Here is a 16,605-nt window from a genome sequence, read left to right on the forward strand (position 1 = left end):
CTGCGCCCAGATGAGGACGGCACGGCGGCCGGCCTCATCCACCGTAGCGCTGCTTCAGGTGATTGACGAAATAAACCGCATTGAGTTTTTCGCCGGTGGCGCGTTCGAGCAGGTCCGGCGTCGACCAGCGTGACCCCTGCGACCAGATCTTCCCGCGGCGCCATTCATTGATTGCCGCGAAATTCCCCTTCGCGAGATCGTCGTCGGCTGAAGGATGCTCGCGCGCCAGCGCGGCCCATTGCTGCGCCGCCATCATCGCGCCGAGCGTGTAGGAAGGGAAATAGCCGAAAGCGGCACCCGGCCAATGCACGTCCTGCATCGGCCCATCGGCCGGATTGTCAATGGTGGAGAGGCCGAGATAGTCGCGCATCTTGGCATCCCAGGCTTCGGGCAGATCAGCCACCTCCAGCCTGCCGGAGACCATCTGCTGCTCCAGTTCGTAGCGCAGGATGACATGCAGGGGATAGGTCACTTCGTCGGCGTCGACGCGGATCAGGCCGCGCTCGACGCGATGCACATGCGGCAGGATATCGTCGAGCGACCAGGCTTCGCCGAGATGCTTTTCCACCACCGGCAGTGCCCAGCGCCAGAAGGCAGGATTGCGGCCGATCTGCTTTTCGACGAACAGGCTCTGGCTCTCATGCACAGCCATGCCGCGGGCCTTGCCGAGCGGCCAGTGCGCCCATGCCTTGGGCAGGTTCTGCTCGTAGAGCGCGTGGCCGGTCTCGTGCAGCACCCCCATCAGCGCCGACAGGAAATCCGATGTCTTGTAGCGGGTGGTGATGCGCACGTCGCTGGGTACGCCGCCGCAGAACGGATGGTGCGACACCGACAGCGAGCCGTGCGTCAGGTCGAAGCCGACCGCGGCCATCATGGCAAGGCCGAGCTCGCGCTGGCGATCGATCGCATAGGTGCCCGAAAGCGGCTTCAGCGGATGCTTGCGCAGCCGCGCTTCCTGGATCGCCAGCGCTTCCGGCACGAAGCCTTTGAGGAAGGTCTTCAGATCGGCGAAGACAGGCGTGATCTCCGCCGTGCGGTTGCCGGGATCGAATTGCTCCATAAGCGCATCATAGGGTGCAAGGCCGAGCACGTCGGAACGCAGGGCGGCCTCTTCGCGCACCAGCGCCACCACGCCCTCGAGCGCCGGCTGGAAGCCGGCCCAGTCGTTCTTGGCGCGCAGGTCGCGCCATAGCTGCTCGCAACGCATGCGCGCCGTCGTCTGGCGCTCGACGAATTCGACCGGCAGGCAGGTCAGATTGGTATATTGCCGCCGCAGTTCGCCCGCCGCCGCGCGCTGCTCGTCGTCCAATGCCTCGCTTTCCGCAGCGGCGATCCAGTCCGAGATTTCCGGCGCGGTCGCCCTGGTATGATACATGCCGGCCAGTGCCGCCATCGCCTCGGCACGCTTCTCGCCGCCGCCGACCGCCATATGCGTTGCTTCGTCGGCGCCGAGGATGGCCAGCGCATGCTCAAGCGCTTCGAGCTTGTGGCCGAGGTCGTCGAGTTTTTTAAAGGACATGGCGGCTTCCGTGATTGAGGACGGCGCGAAAAGACACCAACGCAAAAGCGTTGGCAACCCTCGGATATCATCCGGCAGATGCAGCTTGCGCGGCCGAGGTCGAGCATGAAATGCTGCCGGCGACGCATGAAGGGGGAGCAGAATGATCGGCAACATCCTGGTCGGGCTGGTGGCCTTGATCCACGTTTACATCGTCTATCTCGAGATGGTCATTTGGGACACGCCGCGCGGGCACAAGACATTCCGCCTGACGCCGGAATTCGCCAGCGCCTCGAAAGTGCTCGCTGCCAATCAGGGTCTCTATAATGGATTTCTCGCCGCCGGCCTGATCTGGGGGCTTTACCTCGGCGCCGCCGGTTTCCAGGTCAAGGTCTTCTTCCTGTTGTGCGTGGCCATTGCCGGCCTCTATGGCGCCGCGACGGTCGGCCGCAAGATCCTGTTCATCCAGGCCGTTCCGGCGGTGGCCGCCCTGATCGCGGTCTGGCTCGGCTGGTAGGCGAGATGGGCCGGCAAGGCAAAAGGACGCCCGCGGGATTGGGGTCCCGAAGGCGCCAGTTGGTCCCTTCCTCTCGGACCTTTACAGGCGGGTGGCCTCAGCCGTTCGGATAGTTTCCGCCGTCGGCGCCGTCGCCCACCATGAAGCCGCTGCCGGTTTCGACCATCAAACGCTGATCGACATTGTCGAGCCGGCGCAGCAGCTCATGGTACCGCGCGGACGGTATCCTGCCGTGATCCGACGTGGCTATCGTCTCGGCGGCCTGACTGATGCGGGCGGTGCGCATTTCCAGGCGCTCCGCGGCGGCCGGGGTGATGGTGTTGGCGTCCCTGGCGTCCACGATACCCTGGTGGACGCCTTGAACCTGTTCAACGAGCGCCTCGACACGCGGTCCCGTCATGTCGGTCGGGTCGGTCGCGTCCATCGCGCCACCTTTGTGATGGCCCGCGGCATAAGCGCCGGCAAGCGGGGCGGCGATCAGAACCGCGGCAAGGGTTGCAGTCTTGAGAGATGCTGAAGAGCGCATGAAGGCGCCTCCTTTTGCTGGAAAGGGAGCGGGCTTGCCACTCCGCGTTCCGGATGTGAGCCGTCCGGTTCCGTCGCGTCGCGATGGGAGAGTCATCGCCGGCGGTTCTCGGCCCTGGGAGCAGGCTAGGAGCGCTCCGGCGCGAAGTGTAATTAAAAAAAGATAATCTTTTCAGGTCTTGCCGGCCACCCTCTGCGCCCTAGAGTTGAGCCGACAAACAATTTCGCGTGAGATCGCGTGATGACGGATCAACGTTCGGTGAGCTTCAGCTCAATGCGGCGGTTCTTGTTGCGCGCCTCGTCGGTGTCGGCGGGATCGAGCGGCTGGAACTCGCCGAAGCCGGCGGCGACCAGCCGATTGGCCGGTACGCCGTTCTCGATCAGGAACTTGACCACCGAGGTCGAGCGCGCCGTCGACAGTTCCCAATTGTCGCGGTAGCGGCCATTGCCGGACAGCGGCTTGTTGTCGGTGTGGCCGTCGACGCGCAGCACCCAGTTGATCTCCGGCGGAATCTCTTTCTGCAATTCGATGATGGCGTCGGCGAGCTTCTTCATCTCGACCTTGCCGGCGTCGTTGATCACTTCTGAGCCGGTCGGGAACAGCACTTCCGACTGGAACACGAAGCGGTCGCCGACAATGCGGATGTTCTCGCGGTCGGCGAGGATTTCGCGCAGGCGCCCGAAGAAATCGGAGCGGTAGCGGTTCAACTCCTGCACACGTTGCGCCAGCGCCACGTTGAGGCGACGGCCGAGATCGGCGATCTTGGTGTTGGAATCGCGGTCGCGCGTTTCTGATACGTTGAGGGCATCTTCGAGCGCGCCGATCTGCTTGCGCAAGGCCGCGATCTGCTGGTTGAGAATCTCGACCTGGCTCAGCGCCTGCTGGCTGATCTGGCGCTGGCTGTCGAGCTCGCCCGACAGGGCCGTCGCGCGCTGGTTGGCGGCGTCGCCGGCGCCGGCACCTTGCGCCAGCAACTGTTCAAGCCGGCTCTTTTCCGCCTGGGCCGCCGACAGGGACGCCTGCAGATTGGCGAGCGAATCCTCTTTGTCCTGCGCCGTCGAGCGCTCCAGCGCCAGAAGCTGGGTCAGTTCGTTGATCTGCGAATTGAGGCGCGACAGTGCCGTGTCCTTGCCGGAGATTTCGCGGCCGAGCAGGAACTGCGCCAGCACGAAAACGGTGAGCAGGAACATGATGGCGAGCAACAGCGTCGACAGCGCGTCGACGAAGCCTGGCCAATAGTCGATGCGGCGATCGGCGCGCCGGCTCCTGGCAAGCGCCATGCTAGTGCACCCCGGGCTTCTTCAGCGCGTCGGCGATCTTTTCCAGCGTGTTGCGCATCGCCTTCTGCTCGTCGGACTGGGCCTCGACCCAATCGCGCATGATCTGCTGCTCGGAACGCATGTTCTTGACCAGGCCGGAAATGCCGTCGGCGAGATTGGCCATGGCGGTGGCGACGCGCGGGTTGGAGCCGCCGCCATTCTCCTGCATGCTGCGCAACCGCTCCGACAACAGGCGGATTTCGTCGGAGGGTTCGGTCTTGGCCGGGTCGGAAACGACGATGTCGGACGACAGATCGGTGACCGAGGACAGCCAGTTTTCGAGTTCGGTGTAGAAGCGCGTCTGGGCGCGGCCGGCCTGCAGGTCGAGGAAGCCGAGCACGAGCGAACCGGAGAGGCCGAACAGCGACGACGAGAAGGCGGTGCCCATGCCGGCCAGCGGCGCCGACAGGCCCTGCTTCAGCGAGTCGAGCACCGCAGCTGCATCACCCGTGCCGGGATCGAGCGATCCGATGGTCTCGCGGATCGAGCCGATCGTATTCAAAAGGCCCCAGAAGGTGCCAAGCAGGCCGAGGAACACCAAAAGGCCCACCAGGTAGCGCGAGGTGTCGCGGCTTTCGTCAAGGCGCGTAGCGATGGAATCGAGCATGGTGCGCATCGATGAGGTCGAAAAGGCCATGGATGAGGAACGACCGATCATCGCCTTCATCGGCGCCAGCAGCACCGGTTCCGTGGTTTCCGAGCCGGCGCGGAAGGAGTTGACCCAGCGCACCTCCCGAAACAGCCGCCCGACCTGCGTGAAGGCCAGCAGGATGCCGACGACGAGCACGCCGACGATGAGGCCGTTGAGTCCGGGATTGGTGACGAACGCAGTCGAGACCTGCCGGGTCAGGATGGCGACGATGAAGGCGACGATGGCCAGGAAGATGACCATCGTCAGCAGGAAGACCTGCGGACTCGACAATTTATGCGGATCGTAGATCAGGACGTCGGAGCGCCTGCCCATGCCGAAGGATCTGAGAAAAGCCATCCGTGCCCCGTTTCCGATGCCGCTGCCGCCGATCACGTAGTCGGCGACTCTAAACGGAATTGTGACCAAATTGAATGGTGCTTGGCAATATTGCCACAGGCGGCCTTCGGAGCCTGCGCTTCAAAGGCGGTTGATAACCAGGCAATCGACCATGGCTGCCAGATGCAGGCCGGCGCCGGTGACGACGAAGCCGTGCCACAGGGCGTTGTGGAAGCGCAGCCCCTTCCAGGCGAAGAAAATCACGCCGCAGGAATAGACGACGCCGCCAGCGACGATGAGCATGATCGATGTGGTTGGCAGCGTCTCGACGAGGGGTTTGACAAGGACGATGCCGCTCCAGCCGATGGCAAGGTAGAACACGATCGCCAGCCGGTCGAAGCGGCCAGGGAAAAACACCTTGATGGCGATGCCTGTCGCGGCCGCGGCCCAGACCAGAAAGATCATCCAGCGCGCCAGCGGCGAGTTTCCCAACTGGGCGAGAAAGGGTGTGTAGGTGGCGGCGATCAAGAGATAGATCGCGGCATGATCGAAACGCCGCAAGATCCATTTCGCCGGCGAGGTCACCGGCCACAGATTGTAGGCCAGCGATACCGAGAGCACGGTGAGCAGCGAGGCGACATAGAAGACGGCGGCGACGTATTCGCCTGGCCCGACCCGGAAGGCTGCGAGCGCCAGCAGCGCGGAACCCGCCGCGATCGCCAGTACGATGCCCACCGCGTGGACGATCCCGTCGGCGATCATCTCGGCGCGCGAATAGTGCCAGCGTCCGATGAACGGAATCTCGATCTGTGGCGGCGTGTTGGTCATCTGTTGTCCTGCATCACCCCAATCTGGGTAACCGCCGGACAGTATTTCAAGCTTTGTTTGCGGTTTTGCGACTGCGGCGGTTCAGCGCGGCGGGAGCGGCTTTTTCACCGTCTTCAGGAGCGCGCGCTGGATAATCTCGTTGCCGGCCACCACCGAGCCGTTGTCCAGCATGTCCTGTCCGCCATCCATGTCGGAGACGAAGCCGCCGGCTTCGCGGATCAAGAGCAGGCCGGCGGCGATATCCCATGCCGACAGCCCGACTTCCCAGAACCCGTCCATGCGCCCGGCCGCGACATAGGCGAGATCGAGCGAGGCCGATCCCAGGCGCCGGACGCCGGAGACCTCGGCCATGACATGGCGCAGTTCGATCAGGAAGTTGCCGTGCTGGCCCCGTCCGAGATGCGGCACGCCGCAGCCGATGACGGTGTCGACGAGCTTGGCGCGGCCGGCGACGCGCAAGCGGCGGTCGTTGAGGAAGGCGCCGCCGCCGCGCTCGGCCGTGTAGAGTTCGTCCATGGCCGGATTGTAGATGACGCCGGCAACGATCTGGCCCTGGCGCTCGAGCGCGATCGAGACGGCGAAAAGCGGAATGCCGTGCAGGAAATTGGTGGTGCCGTCGAGCGGATCGACGATCCAGCGGTGCTGGCTGTCATCGCCGGCGACCGCGCCGCGTTCTTCCATCAGGAAGGCGTAGCCCGGGCGCGCCTTCGACAGTTCGGCAAAGACGATGTCCTCGGCCTTGCGGTCGGCCTGGCTGACATAGTCGCCGGGGCCCTTCATCGAGACCTGCAGGTTCTGGACCTCGCCGAAGTCGCGCGACAGCGAGCGGCCGGCCTTCATTGCGGCCTGGACCATGACGTTTAGGAGGGCGGAGCGTGCCATAGTGCTTCTTCCTGGTGCGGCGCTTCAGGTTCTGTCTCGATGCATGTCGGTGTACCCAGACCGGGTCACTTCCGCCGACATGCATCAGTCGGCGCGGCGCACGTAAGTGATTTCGTTGGTGTCGACGATGATGCGTTCGCCGGCGCCGATGAAGGGCGGCACCAGCACCCGAATGCCGTTTTCCAGCACCGCCGGCTTATAGGATGACGCCGCCGTCTGGCCCTTCACCACGGGATCCGCCTCGGTGATGGTCAGCGTCACGTAGTCGGGCAGGGAAATGCCGATCGGCCTCTCCTCGTAGAGCTGAACGGTCACCATCATGCCGTCCTGCAGGAACGCGGCGCGGTCGCCGACGAAATCCTTGTTCAGTTCGAGCTGCTCGTAGCTTTGGGTGTCCATGAACACCAGCGCGTCTTCCTGCTCGTAGAGGAAGGAAAAATCCTTCAGGTCGAGCCGGATCTGTTCGACCGTCTCCGCCGAGCGGAAGCGCTCGTTGAGCTTGGTGCCGTTGATGAGGTTCTTCAGTTCGACCTGGTTGTAGGCGCCGCCCTTGCCGGGCTTGACGGTGTTGGTCCTGACCGCCACCCAGAGGCCGCCATCGTGCTCGATGACGTAGCCGGGACGGATTTCGTTGCCATTGATCTTGGCCATGATTATGGGATCCGGGATGCTGCCAACAGCCAGCCGTTGGCATGGGATGTTCGCTGGGAAAGCGATTTCGGGCTCCCAAGACCACAAATCACCCGAAGAGGCAAGGGAGTGGGCAGGTTGGGCCGGGCGACGGAGCCGGCGCCGGTCGATTTCGCCAGCCGCCGTCAGGGCAACCGGTTCGCCTTCTGCAGGGCCTGCCTGGTCTGGTCGTCGCCCAGACCTTGCAGGAAATCGTCCATCTCCTGATCGATGAGGCCGGCGCGGCGGGCGACGATGTACCAGGCGCCGGCGAGCACGAGGTCCGGATCGGTGCCGATGCCTTGCATATAGAGCTTTGCCAGGCGGTTCTGGGCCGCGACATTGCCGCCTTCGGCGGCCTGCTTCGTCCAGGCGAAAGCCGATTTCAGGTCGCGCGGGCCGCCGCGGCCCTCGATCATCCAGGCGGCGAGATCGATCTGCGCGGTGTCGTAATTCTGACGGGCGGCCTGCGCCAGCAGCCGCCGTGCCTGCGCATCGTCGCGCGGCTTGCCGCCGACGCCGTTGGCATAGATCTGCGACATGGCGTACTGGGCGTCGGCGAGGCCGGTCGCGGCGGCGCGCTCATAATAGGGAACCGCCTTTGCCAGGCCCGCATCACCGGGGTCCTGCTGAACCAGCATCTGCGCGAAATTGAATTGCGCCAGCTGGTTGCCGGCTTCGGCGGCGGCCTGCATCAGGGCATAGGCGCCCTTCTCGTCCTTCTTGACGTAGCGGCCGTCGAGTAGCATCAGCGCATACTGGAACTGCGCTTCCGGCACGCCTTGCTCCGCGGCTAGCGCGTACCATTTCGCGGCCCCGGCCGCGTTCAACGGCACACCCAACCCATGCGACAGAATCTCGGCCACCAGCGTCTGCGCCGCCGGGTCGCCGTTCTGCGCACGGACCAGCGCCAGATTATAGGCCGTCTTGTAGAGCCCACGCTGGAAGGCGCCATAGGCGGCGTCCGCCGGCTTGGCGCCGAAGCGGTCGGGATTGATGGTGTCGGCCGACGGCAGCGGCGCGGGCTCGGACGTGGTGGCGGGCTGCGGCAGCTGCTTTTCGATCGGCTTGTCGGTATGCACGCCGGCTTCCGGCCTAGCCTGTGGCAAGGGTATGGTTTGAGCGGCGGCGGCCTGAATCATCGCCGCCGCAAGCAGGGCCTGAAGGGAAAGCCTTGCCAGGGACACGTCAATCCTCGAAGCGCGGCGCTGTTTCATCGAGCAGCGCATTGGCCCGGGCGATCGCCGCCTTCGGATCGACACCGTCGGCGAACACGGCGCTCGACAGCGCGACGAATTCGGCTTCGGTGGCGGCCACCGTTTCGACGGAGGCAAGATCGGAACCGGCCTCGACGATGCAAGGGATCTGGATCATCTGCGCCCACCATTGCCCCAACGACAGGTTGCGCGGATGCGGCTCGGGCTTGTTGTCGTAGCCGAAGCGGCCGAAGAAGATGTAGTCCGGCCGTGTCTCGCCAAGCTCGAGCGCGTCGTCGCGCGTCTTGGCGCCGCCAGCGCCGACCATCATCTTGGCCTGGAAATGCTCGATCGTCTCGGCAAGTTCGGCCTTGGAAACCTCGACATGGATGCCGTCGGCCTGGACCCGGCCCGCGATGCGGGTATCGCCGGCGATGATGACGGCGACGCCAGCGGCTTGCGCGGCCGGCACGATCTGTTCGGCAAAGGCCTGGAAGGAGGCCTCGTCCATGCCGTTCTCGGGAAGGATCAGCGAGGCGACGTCGCCGCCGTCGAACGCGGCCGCAATACGGGCAGCCGGCACGCCGGGCGGCGCGATCAGTACGATGCGGCAGCGGTTGGGAGGCGTTGCGTCATTCATGGTTCTTCGATCCCGGGTTTCGCCTATGCCGGGCGAAGATGGTTGGATTGCGGCATAGAGCAAACTGCCCGCTTTGAACAGGCGGGCAGCCATGGTCGATGGCCGCAACGGTCGGAAGACGGCAGCAAAGCCGTGTCATGGACCCCGCGGTGGCCGCCTCGCGGGCTTGACTTGGCATGGCCATGGTGGGAAGGCGCGGCCCCAGTGCACCAAACGAGCCTTCCGCCAGTTGCAGTCTGATGAGCGAGAAAAACATGGCGCAGAATATCTACGATCAACCGGATTTCTTCGCGGGCTACAGCCAGCTCGGCCGCTCGGTCAAAGGCCTGGACGGCGCCGCCGAATGGCCGGCGCTTCGCGCGATGCTGCCTGATGTCGCAGGCCTGAGGATCGTCGATCTCGGCTGCGGCTTCGGCTGGTTCTGCCGCTGGGCGCATGAACAAGGGGCGGGCGACGTCCTCGGGCTGGACTTGTCGGAAAAGATGCTGGCCGGGGCGAGAGCCGCCGGCCCCGATACCGGCATCACCTATGAAAGGGCCGACCTCGACCAGCTCAGCCTGCCGCGGGGAGGCTTCGATCTCGCCTACAGCTCGCTCGCCCTGCACTATGTCGAGGATGTTGAGCGCCTGTTCAGCACCGTGCACCAGGCCCTGTCGCCTCGCGGCCGTTTTGTCTTCTCGACGGAACATCCGATCTATATGGCGCCCACCAATCCGGGCTGGTCGATCGATGGGGAGGGGAGAAAGACCTGGCCTGTCGGCCGCTATCTGGTGGAAGGGCCGCGCAGGACCGACTGGCTGGCCAAGGGCGTGGTGAAACATCACCGCACCATCGGCACCACGCTCAACACGCTGATCCGCACGGGTTACACGATCGAGCATGTCGAGGAATTCCGCCCGACGGACGCGCAGATCGCGGCCCTGCCGGACCTCGCGGAAGAGCTCGAGCGGCCGATGTTTCTCCTGGTTTCGGCGCGCCGATAGGTTTTCGAAGCCGTCGGCCCGATAGGTTCGCGGGCAGCCCATATTCGCGGTCGCCGAGCAGGCGATTCTGGGCTATTCAGGGCACCGACGCGCTTTCCCTCCAGACCAGTCCCCACCCATGTCAGGCCTGCTTCTCGATCCGTGGTTCTACGCGGCCGCCGTCCCCGCGGTCATTCTGGTGGGCCTGTCCAAGGGCGGCTTTGGCGGCGCCATCGGCTTTGTCGGCGTGCCCCTGATGGCGCTGACCATGCCGCCGGTGCAGGCGGCTGCCATCCTGCTGCCCATCCTGTGCCTGATGGATATCGTCTCGGTGTGGACATGGTGGGGTGTCTATAACGGAAAGATGCTCGTCGACATGATGCCGGGTGCGGTCATCGGCATCGGGCTTGGCTGGCTGACGGCGGCATTCGTCACCGAGGAAGTAGTCCGGCTGATCATCGGCGCCGTTGCGATCATCTTCGTGCTGCGCTGGCTTTACCTGCAATTTCGCCATGGGTCCGACCACGCGGCCGCGCCCAATCGCGTGGCCGCAGCGGTATGGGGCACGGTCGCCGGGTTCACCAGCTTCGTCGCCCATGTCGGCGGCCCGCCCTTCCAGGTCTACGCCTTGCCGATCCGGCTCGACCCGAAGGTCCTGTCGGGCACTGCCGCGATCTTCTTCGCGGCCACCAACGCGCTGAAGCTCATCCCCTATTTCGCGCTCGGCCAGTTCGACACCGCCAATCTGACGGCGTCGGCCGTGCTGATGCCGCTGGCGCCACTGTCGACCATCGCCGGCGCGTGGCTGGTGCGGCGCATGCGGCCGGAGATTTTTTATCCCTTCACCTATGCGACCGTGGCGGTCGTGGCCGTGAAACTTCTGTGGGACGGGATTGCCGGCCTGATGTAGGCCGGCGCCTTTCAGCGATACGCTTTGATCAGGCGGCGCTGGGCGCCATGCGCCTTGCCCGGCCGAGCGCCATTGTGGCACCGGCGGCAAGGACCACCACCATGCCGGCGAGAACCGCGACGTCGTGCAGGGTCGGCTTCAGAACCATGTCGGTAATGATGACGAGCATGACCGCATAATCGAAGCGCGCCGCCAGCAGGATGCGCTGGCCATAGGCAAGTGCCGCGGGCGTCACGCCGTCCCTGGCGATCATCGCGGCCATGCGGTCGGCCGTCGGCTTGAAAACAAACATACCGATGCAGAAGGTCGTGGCGTAGCCGGCCAGGCCGATCAGGATCCAGAGGTCGGAGAAGCCGACCCAGAACCAGCACATGATCAATCCGAAGGCCAGTGTCAGCATCGACATCGGCGCGAAGAAGCGGTTGCCCAGTTCGCCGGTGGCGCGCATCGCCTGCAATGTTGCCTGCGTGTTGCCGGCACGATCCGCCAGCGTCGCCAGCACCATCAGCGTAAAGCCACCGCCGACCCAAAGCGTCGCCGAAAGGATGTGCAGCAATTTGACGATGGAATACAAATCCATGGCTCTTCTCCCCGATGCCCAATGGTTGCTGGCGAGGGCGGGCCATTGCCGGTCCGCCGCTTCGCCGCCGCAGCGTTTAGCGCCGCGGCTGTTTCGGAACGATGTCGTGGAAAAGCCCGCTGTGTTTCAGAGTGCCCGAAAACGAGGAGCGACTAATATGATGAACGCACCGCCAATTTTCTGCTATGTCGGCAGTGTCGGGAGGCGTGACATCGTCTGGAAACAATGTCGATGCTAGTGCCGTCGCCGGAAGTCCGGCGACGAGAGGGCTCGCCTGGCAATCAACCCATTCCCAGCTTGGGAAAAGGCAATTCGGGGGACTAATATGCAAGGGGTAGCACGGAATTTCTTTACGTTGGCGATCATCTATGCGCTGTGCGGCATGGCACTCGGCATCCACATGGCCATCAGCCAGGACCATGGCCAGATGCCGACCCATGCCCACACGATGGTGGCTGGCTGGCTGATGTCGGCGGTCTTCGCATTTTTCTACCACCTGTTTCCGGCTGCCGGGCAAAAGACGCTGGCACTCGTCCATTTCTGGCTGACGGCAATCAGCGGTATCGGGCTCATGATCGGCCTTTATATACTGCTTGCCGGAAACCCGGGGATCGAGCCGTTGCTGGGGATATCCTCGATCGGCTTCTACGCGGGCATGCTGCTGTTCGCCTTCATCGCCTTGCCGGTGGTGTGGAAAAAGGCCTGAGTGAAGGCTGAAACCTGGCCTGTGCGGCTGTGCTGTTACGGCACAGAGCACGGCGTTGGGTTGAAAACTATCGGGAATGTTAAGGGTCTATTAAGCTTTACAGGCGTTTACTATGTCCATCCAGTGATCTGGATTCTTACCGAGTGGTTGGAGCCACTTTGTTTGACGCCTCCCTGTTAAACTCCTGAGAGCCGCCTTATCCGCGGCTCTTTTTTTGTCTGCATTCCGGCGGCATTCCGCACAGCCGGTCGCCGTTAACCTTCTGTTAAACATGTGCTTGCCTTCACCCCGGACGAAGCGCATTTTCAAGCTTCAGTCTTATAGGGTCCCGGGTGTATCGGCAGAGAGCCGAATCGGCCGGTTGCAAGTGCAGGGGCGTTATCCATGAACGAGCCTTCGAAGGGCATTGCGAAAACCGTCAAGCTGGCGGAGCGTCGGGTTTTTTCGCACTCCTTCAAACCGCTCTACCAGGAAGGCATGGGGCTCGTCGAACAGGCGGCGGAGTATCTCGACGGCAAGGGCCGGGCCGAAGCCAAGAAACTGTCGCGGCTGGCGGCAACGCTCTACGCGGCCGAATCGATGCGGCTGACGACCAGGCTGATGCAGGTTGCCTCGTGGCTGCTTTTGCAGCGCGCGGCGAACTCCGGCGAGATGACCCGCGACCAGGTGGCTTCGGAAAAGTCCAAGGTGCGCCTCGACACTGCTTCCGCTCATGAAGAGGCGGCGGGCTGGGCCGAACTGCCGAACGATTTCCTCGACCTCGTCAACCGGTCGCTACGCCTGCAGGCATTGGTGCGCCGCATGGACGAAGAGATCTATGGCGCCGGCGCCGTGGTCGACATGCAGCCCATGGCTCGCCGGCCCAATCCGGTTTCGGACCAGATCAGCCTGCTCAATACGGCGTTCGCCCGCAATTAGTCGGTCTCAAGATATTCTCCCGGCCTGGCAAGGCTGTCGTTTCCGGTTTGTTCACATTTCGCTGGCATCGCTGCCGGTGGAAGGTAGAGTGGCTGGATGGGGGACGCGATTCGCATCATTGGCATTGATCCGGGGCTCAGGCGCACCGGCTGGGGCATCGTCGAGAGCCTCGGCAATTCCTTGCGCTTCGTCGCGTCCGGCACCGTGCGCTCCGAGGACAAGGCGGCGCTGGCGACGCGGCTCTGCCAACTGCATGACGGGCTCGCCGAAATCCTCCATGAGGCCATGCCGCATGAGGCCGCGGTCGAACAGACCTTCGTCAACAAGGACGCCGTTGCGACGCTGAAGCTCGGCCAGGCGCGCGGCATCGCCATGCTGGTTCCGGCACGAGCGGGACTCGTCGTCGCCGAATATGCGCCCAATGCAGTGAAAAAGGCTGTCATTGGCGTCGGCCACGGCGACAAGAAGCAGATCCACATGATGGTGAAGGTGTTGCTGCCGAAAGCGATTTTCGACACCGAACATGCCGCCGACGCGCTGGCTATCGCGATTTGCCACGCGCATCACCGGCAGAGTGCTGCCTATCGGCTGGCGGCGTTGGCATCATGAGAGGCTGTCGGGGATGATCGGCAAGCTCAAGGGCACGCTCGACGAGGTCGACGAAGACTATTGTCTCGTCGATATCCACGGCGTCGGCTACGTCGCCTATTGTTCGGCACGCACGCTGGCCGCGCTGCCCTCGCTTGGCGAAGCGGTGGTGCTGTTCATCGAGACCTATGTGCGCGAGGACATGCTGCGACTCTATGGTTTCCAGTCGCAGCTTGAGCGCGAATGGTTTCGGTTGCTGATGAACAACGTGCCGGGTGTCGGCGCCAAGGTGGCGCTGGCCATCCTGTCGACGTTGGCGCCGGCCGACCTCGCCAATGCCATTGCCCTGCGCGACATCGCCATGGTTTCCCGCGCCCCTGGCGTTGGCAAGAAGGTGGCCGAGCGCATCGTCACCGAGTTGAAGAACAAGGCGCCGGCCTATGCGGGCACCGCCACCGGCACCATTGGGCTCAAGCAGGAACTCGGTGAGGGCGTAGCGCCGGCGCCGATCACCGACGCTGTCTCGGCCCTGGTCAATCTTGGCTACTCGCGCGACACCGCCGCAAATGCGGTGGCGGCGGCCCTAAAGACTGCAGGTGAGGGTGCGGATGCCTCGAAGCTGATCCGCTTCGGGCTGAAGGAACTGGCGCGGTGAGCCATTGCTTGTCCGGGGCGCTACCCTGTGCAAGGAAGGTCCCATGAGCCTTTCCCCCCGTCTCATTGCACCGGAAAAGCGCGGCGAGGATGCCGAGCAGACCTTGCGGCCGCAGACGCTTGACGATTTCGTCGGCCAGGCGGCGGTGCGGGCCAACCTCAAAGTCTTCATCGAGGCGGCCAAAGGCCGCAAGGAGGCGCTCGACCATGTGCTGTTCGTCGGGCCGCCGGGGCTGGGCAAGACGACGCTGGCGCAGATCATGGCGCGTGAACTCGGCGTCAATTTCCGCTCGACCTCCGGGCCGGTCATCGCCAAGGCAGGCGATCTCGCGGCACTGCTGACCAATCTCGAAGAAGGCGACGTGCTGTTCATCGACGAGATTCACAGGCTCAACCCGGCGGTGGAGGAGATCCTCTATCCGGCGATGGAGGATTTCCAGCTCGACCTGATCATCGGCGAGGGGCCGGCGGCGCGTTCGGTCAAGATCGACCTTGCCCGTTTCACGCTGGTGGCAGCCACCACGCGGCTCGGCCTGCTCACCAATCCGCTGCGCGACCGCTTCGGCATCCCGGTGCGGCTCAATTTTTACACGGTCGAGGAGTTGGAGCAGATCGTGCGGCGCGGCGCCCGCATCCTGCAGATGCCGCTTGGCGACGACGGCGCACTGGAAATCGCCCGGCGCGCACGCGGCACGCCACGCATTGCCGGGCGGCTGCTGCGGCGCGTGCGCGATTTCGCCTCGGTCGCCGGCGACGGCCATGTCGACCGCCTGGTCGCCGACGAGGCCTTGACCCGGCTCGAAGTCGACGCACTCGGGCTGGATGCGCTCGACCGCCGCTATCTGTCGATGATCGCGCGCAATTTCGGCGGTGGGCCGGTCGGCATCGAGACCATCGCCGCCGGCCTGTCCGAGCCACGCGACGCCATCGAGGACATCATCGAGCCTTATCTGATCCAGCAGGGCTTCATCCAGCGCACGCCGCGCGGCCGCATGCTGACCGCCAACGCCTGGCGCCACCTTGGCCTCGATGCGCCGAAGGATCTGGCGCAGCAGCAGATCAATCTGTTCCAGGAAGAGTAGCCCCGACGCGGCTTTTCACCCCGCCGATCAAGCATCAGTGAACGGACCTGCGCAAATTCTCCTCATCTTCGTCGGCTTGCGGGCGTATTCCTGGATTGTATCAGCTCGCTGCCTCCACGCATGTCGTCCTTCCAAACCGGAATCACTTTTGGGCTACAGGCATCAGCGCATGCCGAAATGAGGTGCCGGAGCCACTTTAATGATAAGCAGACGCGGATTCCTGCGCTTCATCGGCGGATCGTTCCTGTCGGTCGCCTCGTTCAGTGCCTACGCCGTCGGCATCGAGCCGATGTTACTGACGCATGTGAAGCGCTATGCGCTGACGCCACCGAATTGGCCGGCCGGATTGAAGCTGCGCATCGTCGCGCTCGCCGACATCCACGCCTGCCGGCCGTGGATGTCGCCCGAGCGGATTGCCTCGCTTGCCGAAGAGGCAAATGCACTGCAGCCGGACCTGATCGTGCTGCTCGGCGACTACATCTCCGGCATGCGCCTTGTGTCACGCAGGGTGACGCCACCGGAATGGGCCGGCGCCCTGTCTGGCCTGAAGGCTCCGCTCGGCGTGCTGTCGATCCTCGGCAATCACGACTGGTGGAACGATGGCTTCGCACAGCGTGCGGGAGTTGGCCCGACGATCGCGCGCAAGGCATTGGAGAAGGTCGGCATCCCGGTGCTGGAGAATGACGTCGTGCGGCTGGAAAAGGAGGGACATGGCGTCTGGATCGCCGGCCTTGCCGACCAACTGGCGCTGTTGCCGAAAGAAGAGGCCGACGGTTTCACGGGACTGGACGATCTCGATGGCACGCTGGGCAAGATCGGCGACGCCGCGCCCGTCATCCTGCTGGCGCACGAGCCGGACATCTTTCCGAAAGTGCCGTGGCGTGTGTCGTTGACCCTGTCGGGACACACCCATGGCGGACAGGTGCGGTTGTTCGGCTATTCGCCCGTCGTGCCGTCGCGTTACGGCAATCGCTATGTCTATGGCCATGTCGTCGAGAGCGACCGCAATCTGATCGTCTCGGGCGGACTTGGCTTCAGCAAGCTGCCCATCCGTTTCGGAATGCGCCCGGAAATCCTGTCGATCGACCTCGGCTGACCGCACTTCAGGGCAGGCTTCGGATTGCGTCCATCACGTCAGGCTCGGCCTTGTCGCCATTGAAGGA

General features: G+C 64.1%; 19 protein-coding genes. 9 read left to right on the forward strand and 10 right to left on the reverse strand.

Annotated features, from left to right (window positions below):
* Window positions 1–34: 34 nt before the first annotated feature.
* Window positions 35–1,519 carry a carboxypeptidase M32 gene (locus LB556_RS10930; protein ID WP_224566877.1) on the reverse strand — a complete coding sequence of 495 codons (1,485 nt, stop codon included), beginning with the start codon at window positions 1,517–1,519 and terminating at the stop codon, window positions 35–37.
* Window positions 1,520–1,661: 142 nt separating this feature from the next.
* Between LB556_RS10930 and LB556_RS10935 the strand changes: the two genes are divergently transcribed.
* Window positions 1,662–2,015, forward strand: coding sequence for a DUF1304 domain-containing protein (locus LB556_RS10935; RefSeq protein ID WP_224566879.1), 354 nt, complete (start codon window positions 1,662–1,664; stop codon window positions 2,013–2,015).
* A gap of 97 nt (window positions 2,016–2,112) precedes the next feature.
* Here the strand turns inward: LB556_RS10935 and LB556_RS10940 are convergent, their stop codons facing one another.
* The 8 genes from LB556_RS10940 to LB556_RS10975 form a co-directional block, all read right to left on the reverse strand.
* Entirely contained in the window at window positions 2,113–2,541 is a 429-nt protein-coding gene (locus LB556_RS10940; RefSeq protein ID WP_224566881.1) for a hypothetical protein, read from the reverse strand.
* Window positions 2,542–2,789: 248 nt separating this feature from the next.
* Window positions 2,790–3,821 carry a peptidoglycan -binding protein gene (locus LB556_RS10945; RefSeq protein ID WP_224566882.1) on the reverse strand — a complete coding sequence of 344 codons (1,032 nt, stop codon included), beginning with the start codon at window positions 3,819–3,821 and terminating at the stop codon, window positions 2,790–2,792.
* A gap of 1 nt (window position 3,822) precedes the next feature.
* Entirely contained in the window at window positions 3,823–4,848 is a 1,026-nt protein-coding gene (locus tag LB556_RS10950; protein ID WP_224566883.1) for a MotA/TolQ/ExbB proton channel family protein, read from the reverse strand.
* Between the two features lie 120 nt (window positions 4,849–4,968).
* On the reverse strand, window positions 4,969–5,655 hold the full coding sequence (trhA, locus tag LB556_RS10955) for a PAQR family membrane homeostasis protein TrhA (protein WP_224566884.1): 687 nt from the start codon (window positions 5,653–5,655) through the stop codon (window positions 4,969–4,971).
* A gap of 81 nt (window positions 5,656–5,736) precedes the next feature.
* A complete protein-coding gene (locus LB556_RS10960; RefSeq protein ID WP_224566885.1) occupies window positions 5,737–6,537 on the reverse strand; it encodes an inositol monophosphatase family protein in 801 nt (266 codons plus the stop codon).
* Between the two features lie 84 nt (window positions 6,538–6,621).
* A complete protein-coding gene (gene efp / locus LB556_RS10965; protein WP_027141779.1) occupies window positions 6,622–7,188 on the reverse strand; it encodes an elongation factor P in 567 nt (188 codons plus the stop codon).
* Between the two features lie 164 nt (window positions 7,189–7,352).
* Window positions 7,353–8,423, reverse strand: coding sequence for a tetratricopeptide repeat protein (locus LB556_RS10970; protein WP_263485223.1), 1,071 nt, complete (start codon window positions 8,421–8,423; stop codon window positions 7,353–7,355).
* Complete coding sequence (locus LB556_RS10975) at window positions 8,395–9,042, reverse strand: thiamine phosphate synthase (protein WP_224566887.1); 648 nt, start codon at window positions 9,040–9,042, stop codon at window positions 8,395–8,397. Before LB556_RS10975 ends, LB556_RS10970 begins: the two co-directional genes overlap by 29 nt.
* 254 nt (window positions 9,043–9,296) lie before the next feature.
* Between LB556_RS10975 and LB556_RS10980 the strand changes: the two genes are divergently transcribed.
* Entirely contained in the window at window positions 9,297–10,025 is a 729-nt protein-coding gene (locus tag LB556_RS10980; protein WP_224567501.1) for a class I SAM-dependent methyltransferase, read from the forward strand.
* Window positions 10,026–10,143: 118 nt separating this feature from the next.
* The gene (locus LB556_RS10985; protein ID WP_224566888.1) at window positions 10,144–10,914 is read left to right on the forward strand and encodes a sulfite exporter TauE/SafE family protein; all 771 of its coding nucleotides are present in this window, start codon (window positions 10,144–10,146) and stop codon (window positions 10,912–10,914) included.
* A gap of 28 nt (window positions 10,915–10,942) precedes the next feature.
* On the opposite strand, the gene LB556_RS10990 is transcribed toward LB556_RS10985, so the two are convergent.
* Window positions 10,943–11,494 (reverse strand): DUF2269 family protein, encoded by a 552-nt coding sequence (locus LB556_RS10990; protein ID WP_224566889.1) that lies wholly within the window; start codon window positions 11,492–11,494, stop codon window positions 10,943–10,945.
* Window positions 11,495–11,819: 325 nt separating this feature from the next.
* Between LB556_RS10990 and LB556_RS10995 the strand changes: the two genes are divergently transcribed.
* From LB556_RS10995 to LB556_RS11020, 6 genes are all read left to right on the forward strand, one after another.
* Window positions 11,820–12,200, forward strand: a complete 381-nt coding sequence (locus LB556_RS10995; protein WP_224566890.1) for a hypothetical protein — start codon at window positions 11,820–11,822, stop codon at window positions 12,198–12,200.
* Between the two features lie 384 nt (window positions 12,201–12,584).
* The gene (locus LB556_RS11000; RefSeq protein ID WP_224566892.1) at window positions 12,585–13,118 is read left to right on the forward strand and encodes a DUF1465 family protein; all 534 of its coding nucleotides are present in this window, start codon (window positions 12,585–12,587) and stop codon (window positions 13,116–13,118) included.
* 96 nt (window positions 13,119–13,214) lie between these two features.
* A complete protein-coding gene (ruvC, locus tag LB556_RS11005; RefSeq protein WP_224566894.1) occupies window positions 13,215–13,727 on the forward strand; it encodes a crossover junction endodeoxyribonuclease RuvC in 513 nt (170 codons plus the stop codon).
* A 13-nt stretch (window positions 13,728–13,740) separates the two neighbouring features.
* On the forward strand, window positions 13,741–14,361 hold the full coding sequence (gene ruvA / locus LB556_RS11010; RefSeq protein ID WP_224566895.1) for a Holliday junction branch migration protein RuvA: 621 nt from the start codon (window positions 13,741–13,743) through the stop codon (window positions 14,359–14,361).
* A 43-nt stretch (window positions 14,362–14,404) separates the two neighbouring features.
* Window positions 14,405–15,442, forward strand: coding sequence for a Holliday junction branch migration DNA helicase RuvB (gene ruvB, locus LB556_RS11015; protein ID WP_224566897.1), 1,038 nt, complete (start codon window positions 14,405–14,407; stop codon window positions 15,440–15,442).
* A 199-nt stretch (window positions 15,443–15,641) separates the two neighbouring features.
* Complete coding sequence (locus LB556_RS11020) at window positions 15,642–16,538, forward strand: metallophosphoesterase (protein WP_224566899.1); 897 nt, start codon at window positions 15,642–15,644, stop codon at window positions 16,536–16,538.
* Window positions 16,539–16,605 lie beyond the last annotated feature (67 nt).

Origin of the sequence: Mesorhizobium sp. ES1-4 (genome assembly GCF_020164745.1) — a bacterium.
Lineage (GTDB): Bacteria > Pseudomonadota > Alphaproteobacteria > Rhizobiales > Rhizobiaceae > Mesorhizobium.

What these genes read in the sequence shown, in the direction of transcription:
- LB556_RS10930 (WP_224566877.1), bottom strand. Translation starts at nt 1,519, where the DNA reads ATGTCCTTTAAAAAACTCGACGACCTCGGCCACAAGCTCGAAGCGCTT.
- LB556_RS10935 (WP_224566879.1), top strand. Translation starts at nt 1,662, where the DNA reads ATGATCGGCAACATCCTGGTCGGGCTGGTGGCCTTGATCCACGTTTAC.
- LB556_RS10940 (WP_224566881.1), bottom strand. Translation starts at nt 2,541, where the DNA reads ATGCGCTCTTCAGCATCTCTCAAGACTGCAACCCTTGCCGCGGTTCTG.
- LB556_RS10945 (WP_224566882.1), bottom strand. Translation starts at nt 3,821, where the DNA reads ATGGCGCTTGCCAGGAGCCGGCGCGCCGATCGCCGCATCGACTATTGG.
- LB556_RS10950 (WP_224566883.1), bottom strand. Translation starts at nt 4,848, where the DNA reads ATGGCTTTTCTCAGATCCTTCGGCATGGGCAGGCGCTCCGACGTCCTG.
- trhA (WP_224566884.1), bottom strand. Translation starts at nt 5,655, where the DNA reads ATGACCAACACGCCGCCACAGATCGAGATTCCGTTCATCGGACGCTGG.
- LB556_RS10960 (WP_224566885.1), bottom strand. Translation starts at nt 6,537, where the DNA reads ATGGCACGCTCCGCCCTCCTAAACGTCATGGTCCAGGCCGCAATGAAG.
- efp (WP_027141779.1), bottom strand. Translation starts at nt 7,188, where the DNA reads ATGGCCAAGATCAATGGCAACGAAATCCGTCCCGGCTACGTCATCGAG.
- LB556_RS10970 (WP_263485223.1), bottom strand. Translation starts at nt 8,423, where the DNA reads ATGAAACAGCGCCGCGCTTCGAGGATTGACGTGTCCCTGGCAAGGCTT.
- LB556_RS10975 (WP_224566887.1), bottom strand. Translation starts at nt 9,042, where the DNA reads ATGAATGACGCAACGCCTCCCAACCGCTGCCGCATCGTACTGATCGCG.
- LB556_RS10980 (WP_224567501.1), top strand. Translation starts at nt 9,297, where the DNA reads ATGGCGCAGAATATCTACGATCAACCGGATTTCTTCGCGGGCTACAGC.
- LB556_RS10985 (WP_224566888.1), top strand. Translation starts at nt 10,144, where the DNA reads ATGTCAGGCCTGCTTCTCGATCCGTGGTTCTACGCGGCCGCCGTCCCC.
- LB556_RS10990 (WP_224566889.1), bottom strand. Translation starts at nt 11,494, where the DNA reads ATGGATTTGTATTCCATCGTCAAATTGCTGCACATCCTTTCGGCGACG.
- LB556_RS10995 (WP_224566890.1), top strand. Translation starts at nt 11,820, where the DNA reads ATGCAAGGGGTAGCACGGAATTTCTTTACGTTGGCGATCATCTATGCG.
- LB556_RS11000 (WP_224566892.1), top strand. Translation starts at nt 12,585, where the DNA reads ATGAACGAGCCTTCGAAGGGCATTGCGAAAACCGTCAAGCTGGCGGAG.
- ruvC (WP_224566894.1), top strand. Translation starts at nt 13,215, where the DNA reads ATGGGGGACGCGATTCGCATCATTGGCATTGATCCGGGGCTCAGGCGC.
- ruvA (WP_224566895.1), top strand. Translation starts at nt 13,741, where the DNA reads ATGATCGGCAAGCTCAAGGGCACGCTCGACGAGGTCGACGAAGACTAT.
- ruvB (WP_224566897.1), top strand. Translation starts at nt 14,405, where the DNA reads ATGAGCCTTTCCCCCCGTCTCATTGCACCGGAAAAGCGCGGCGAGGAT.
- LB556_RS11020 (WP_224566899.1), top strand. Translation starts at nt 15,642, where the DNA reads ATGATAAGCAGACGCGGATTCCTGCGCTTCATCGGCGGATCGTTCCTG.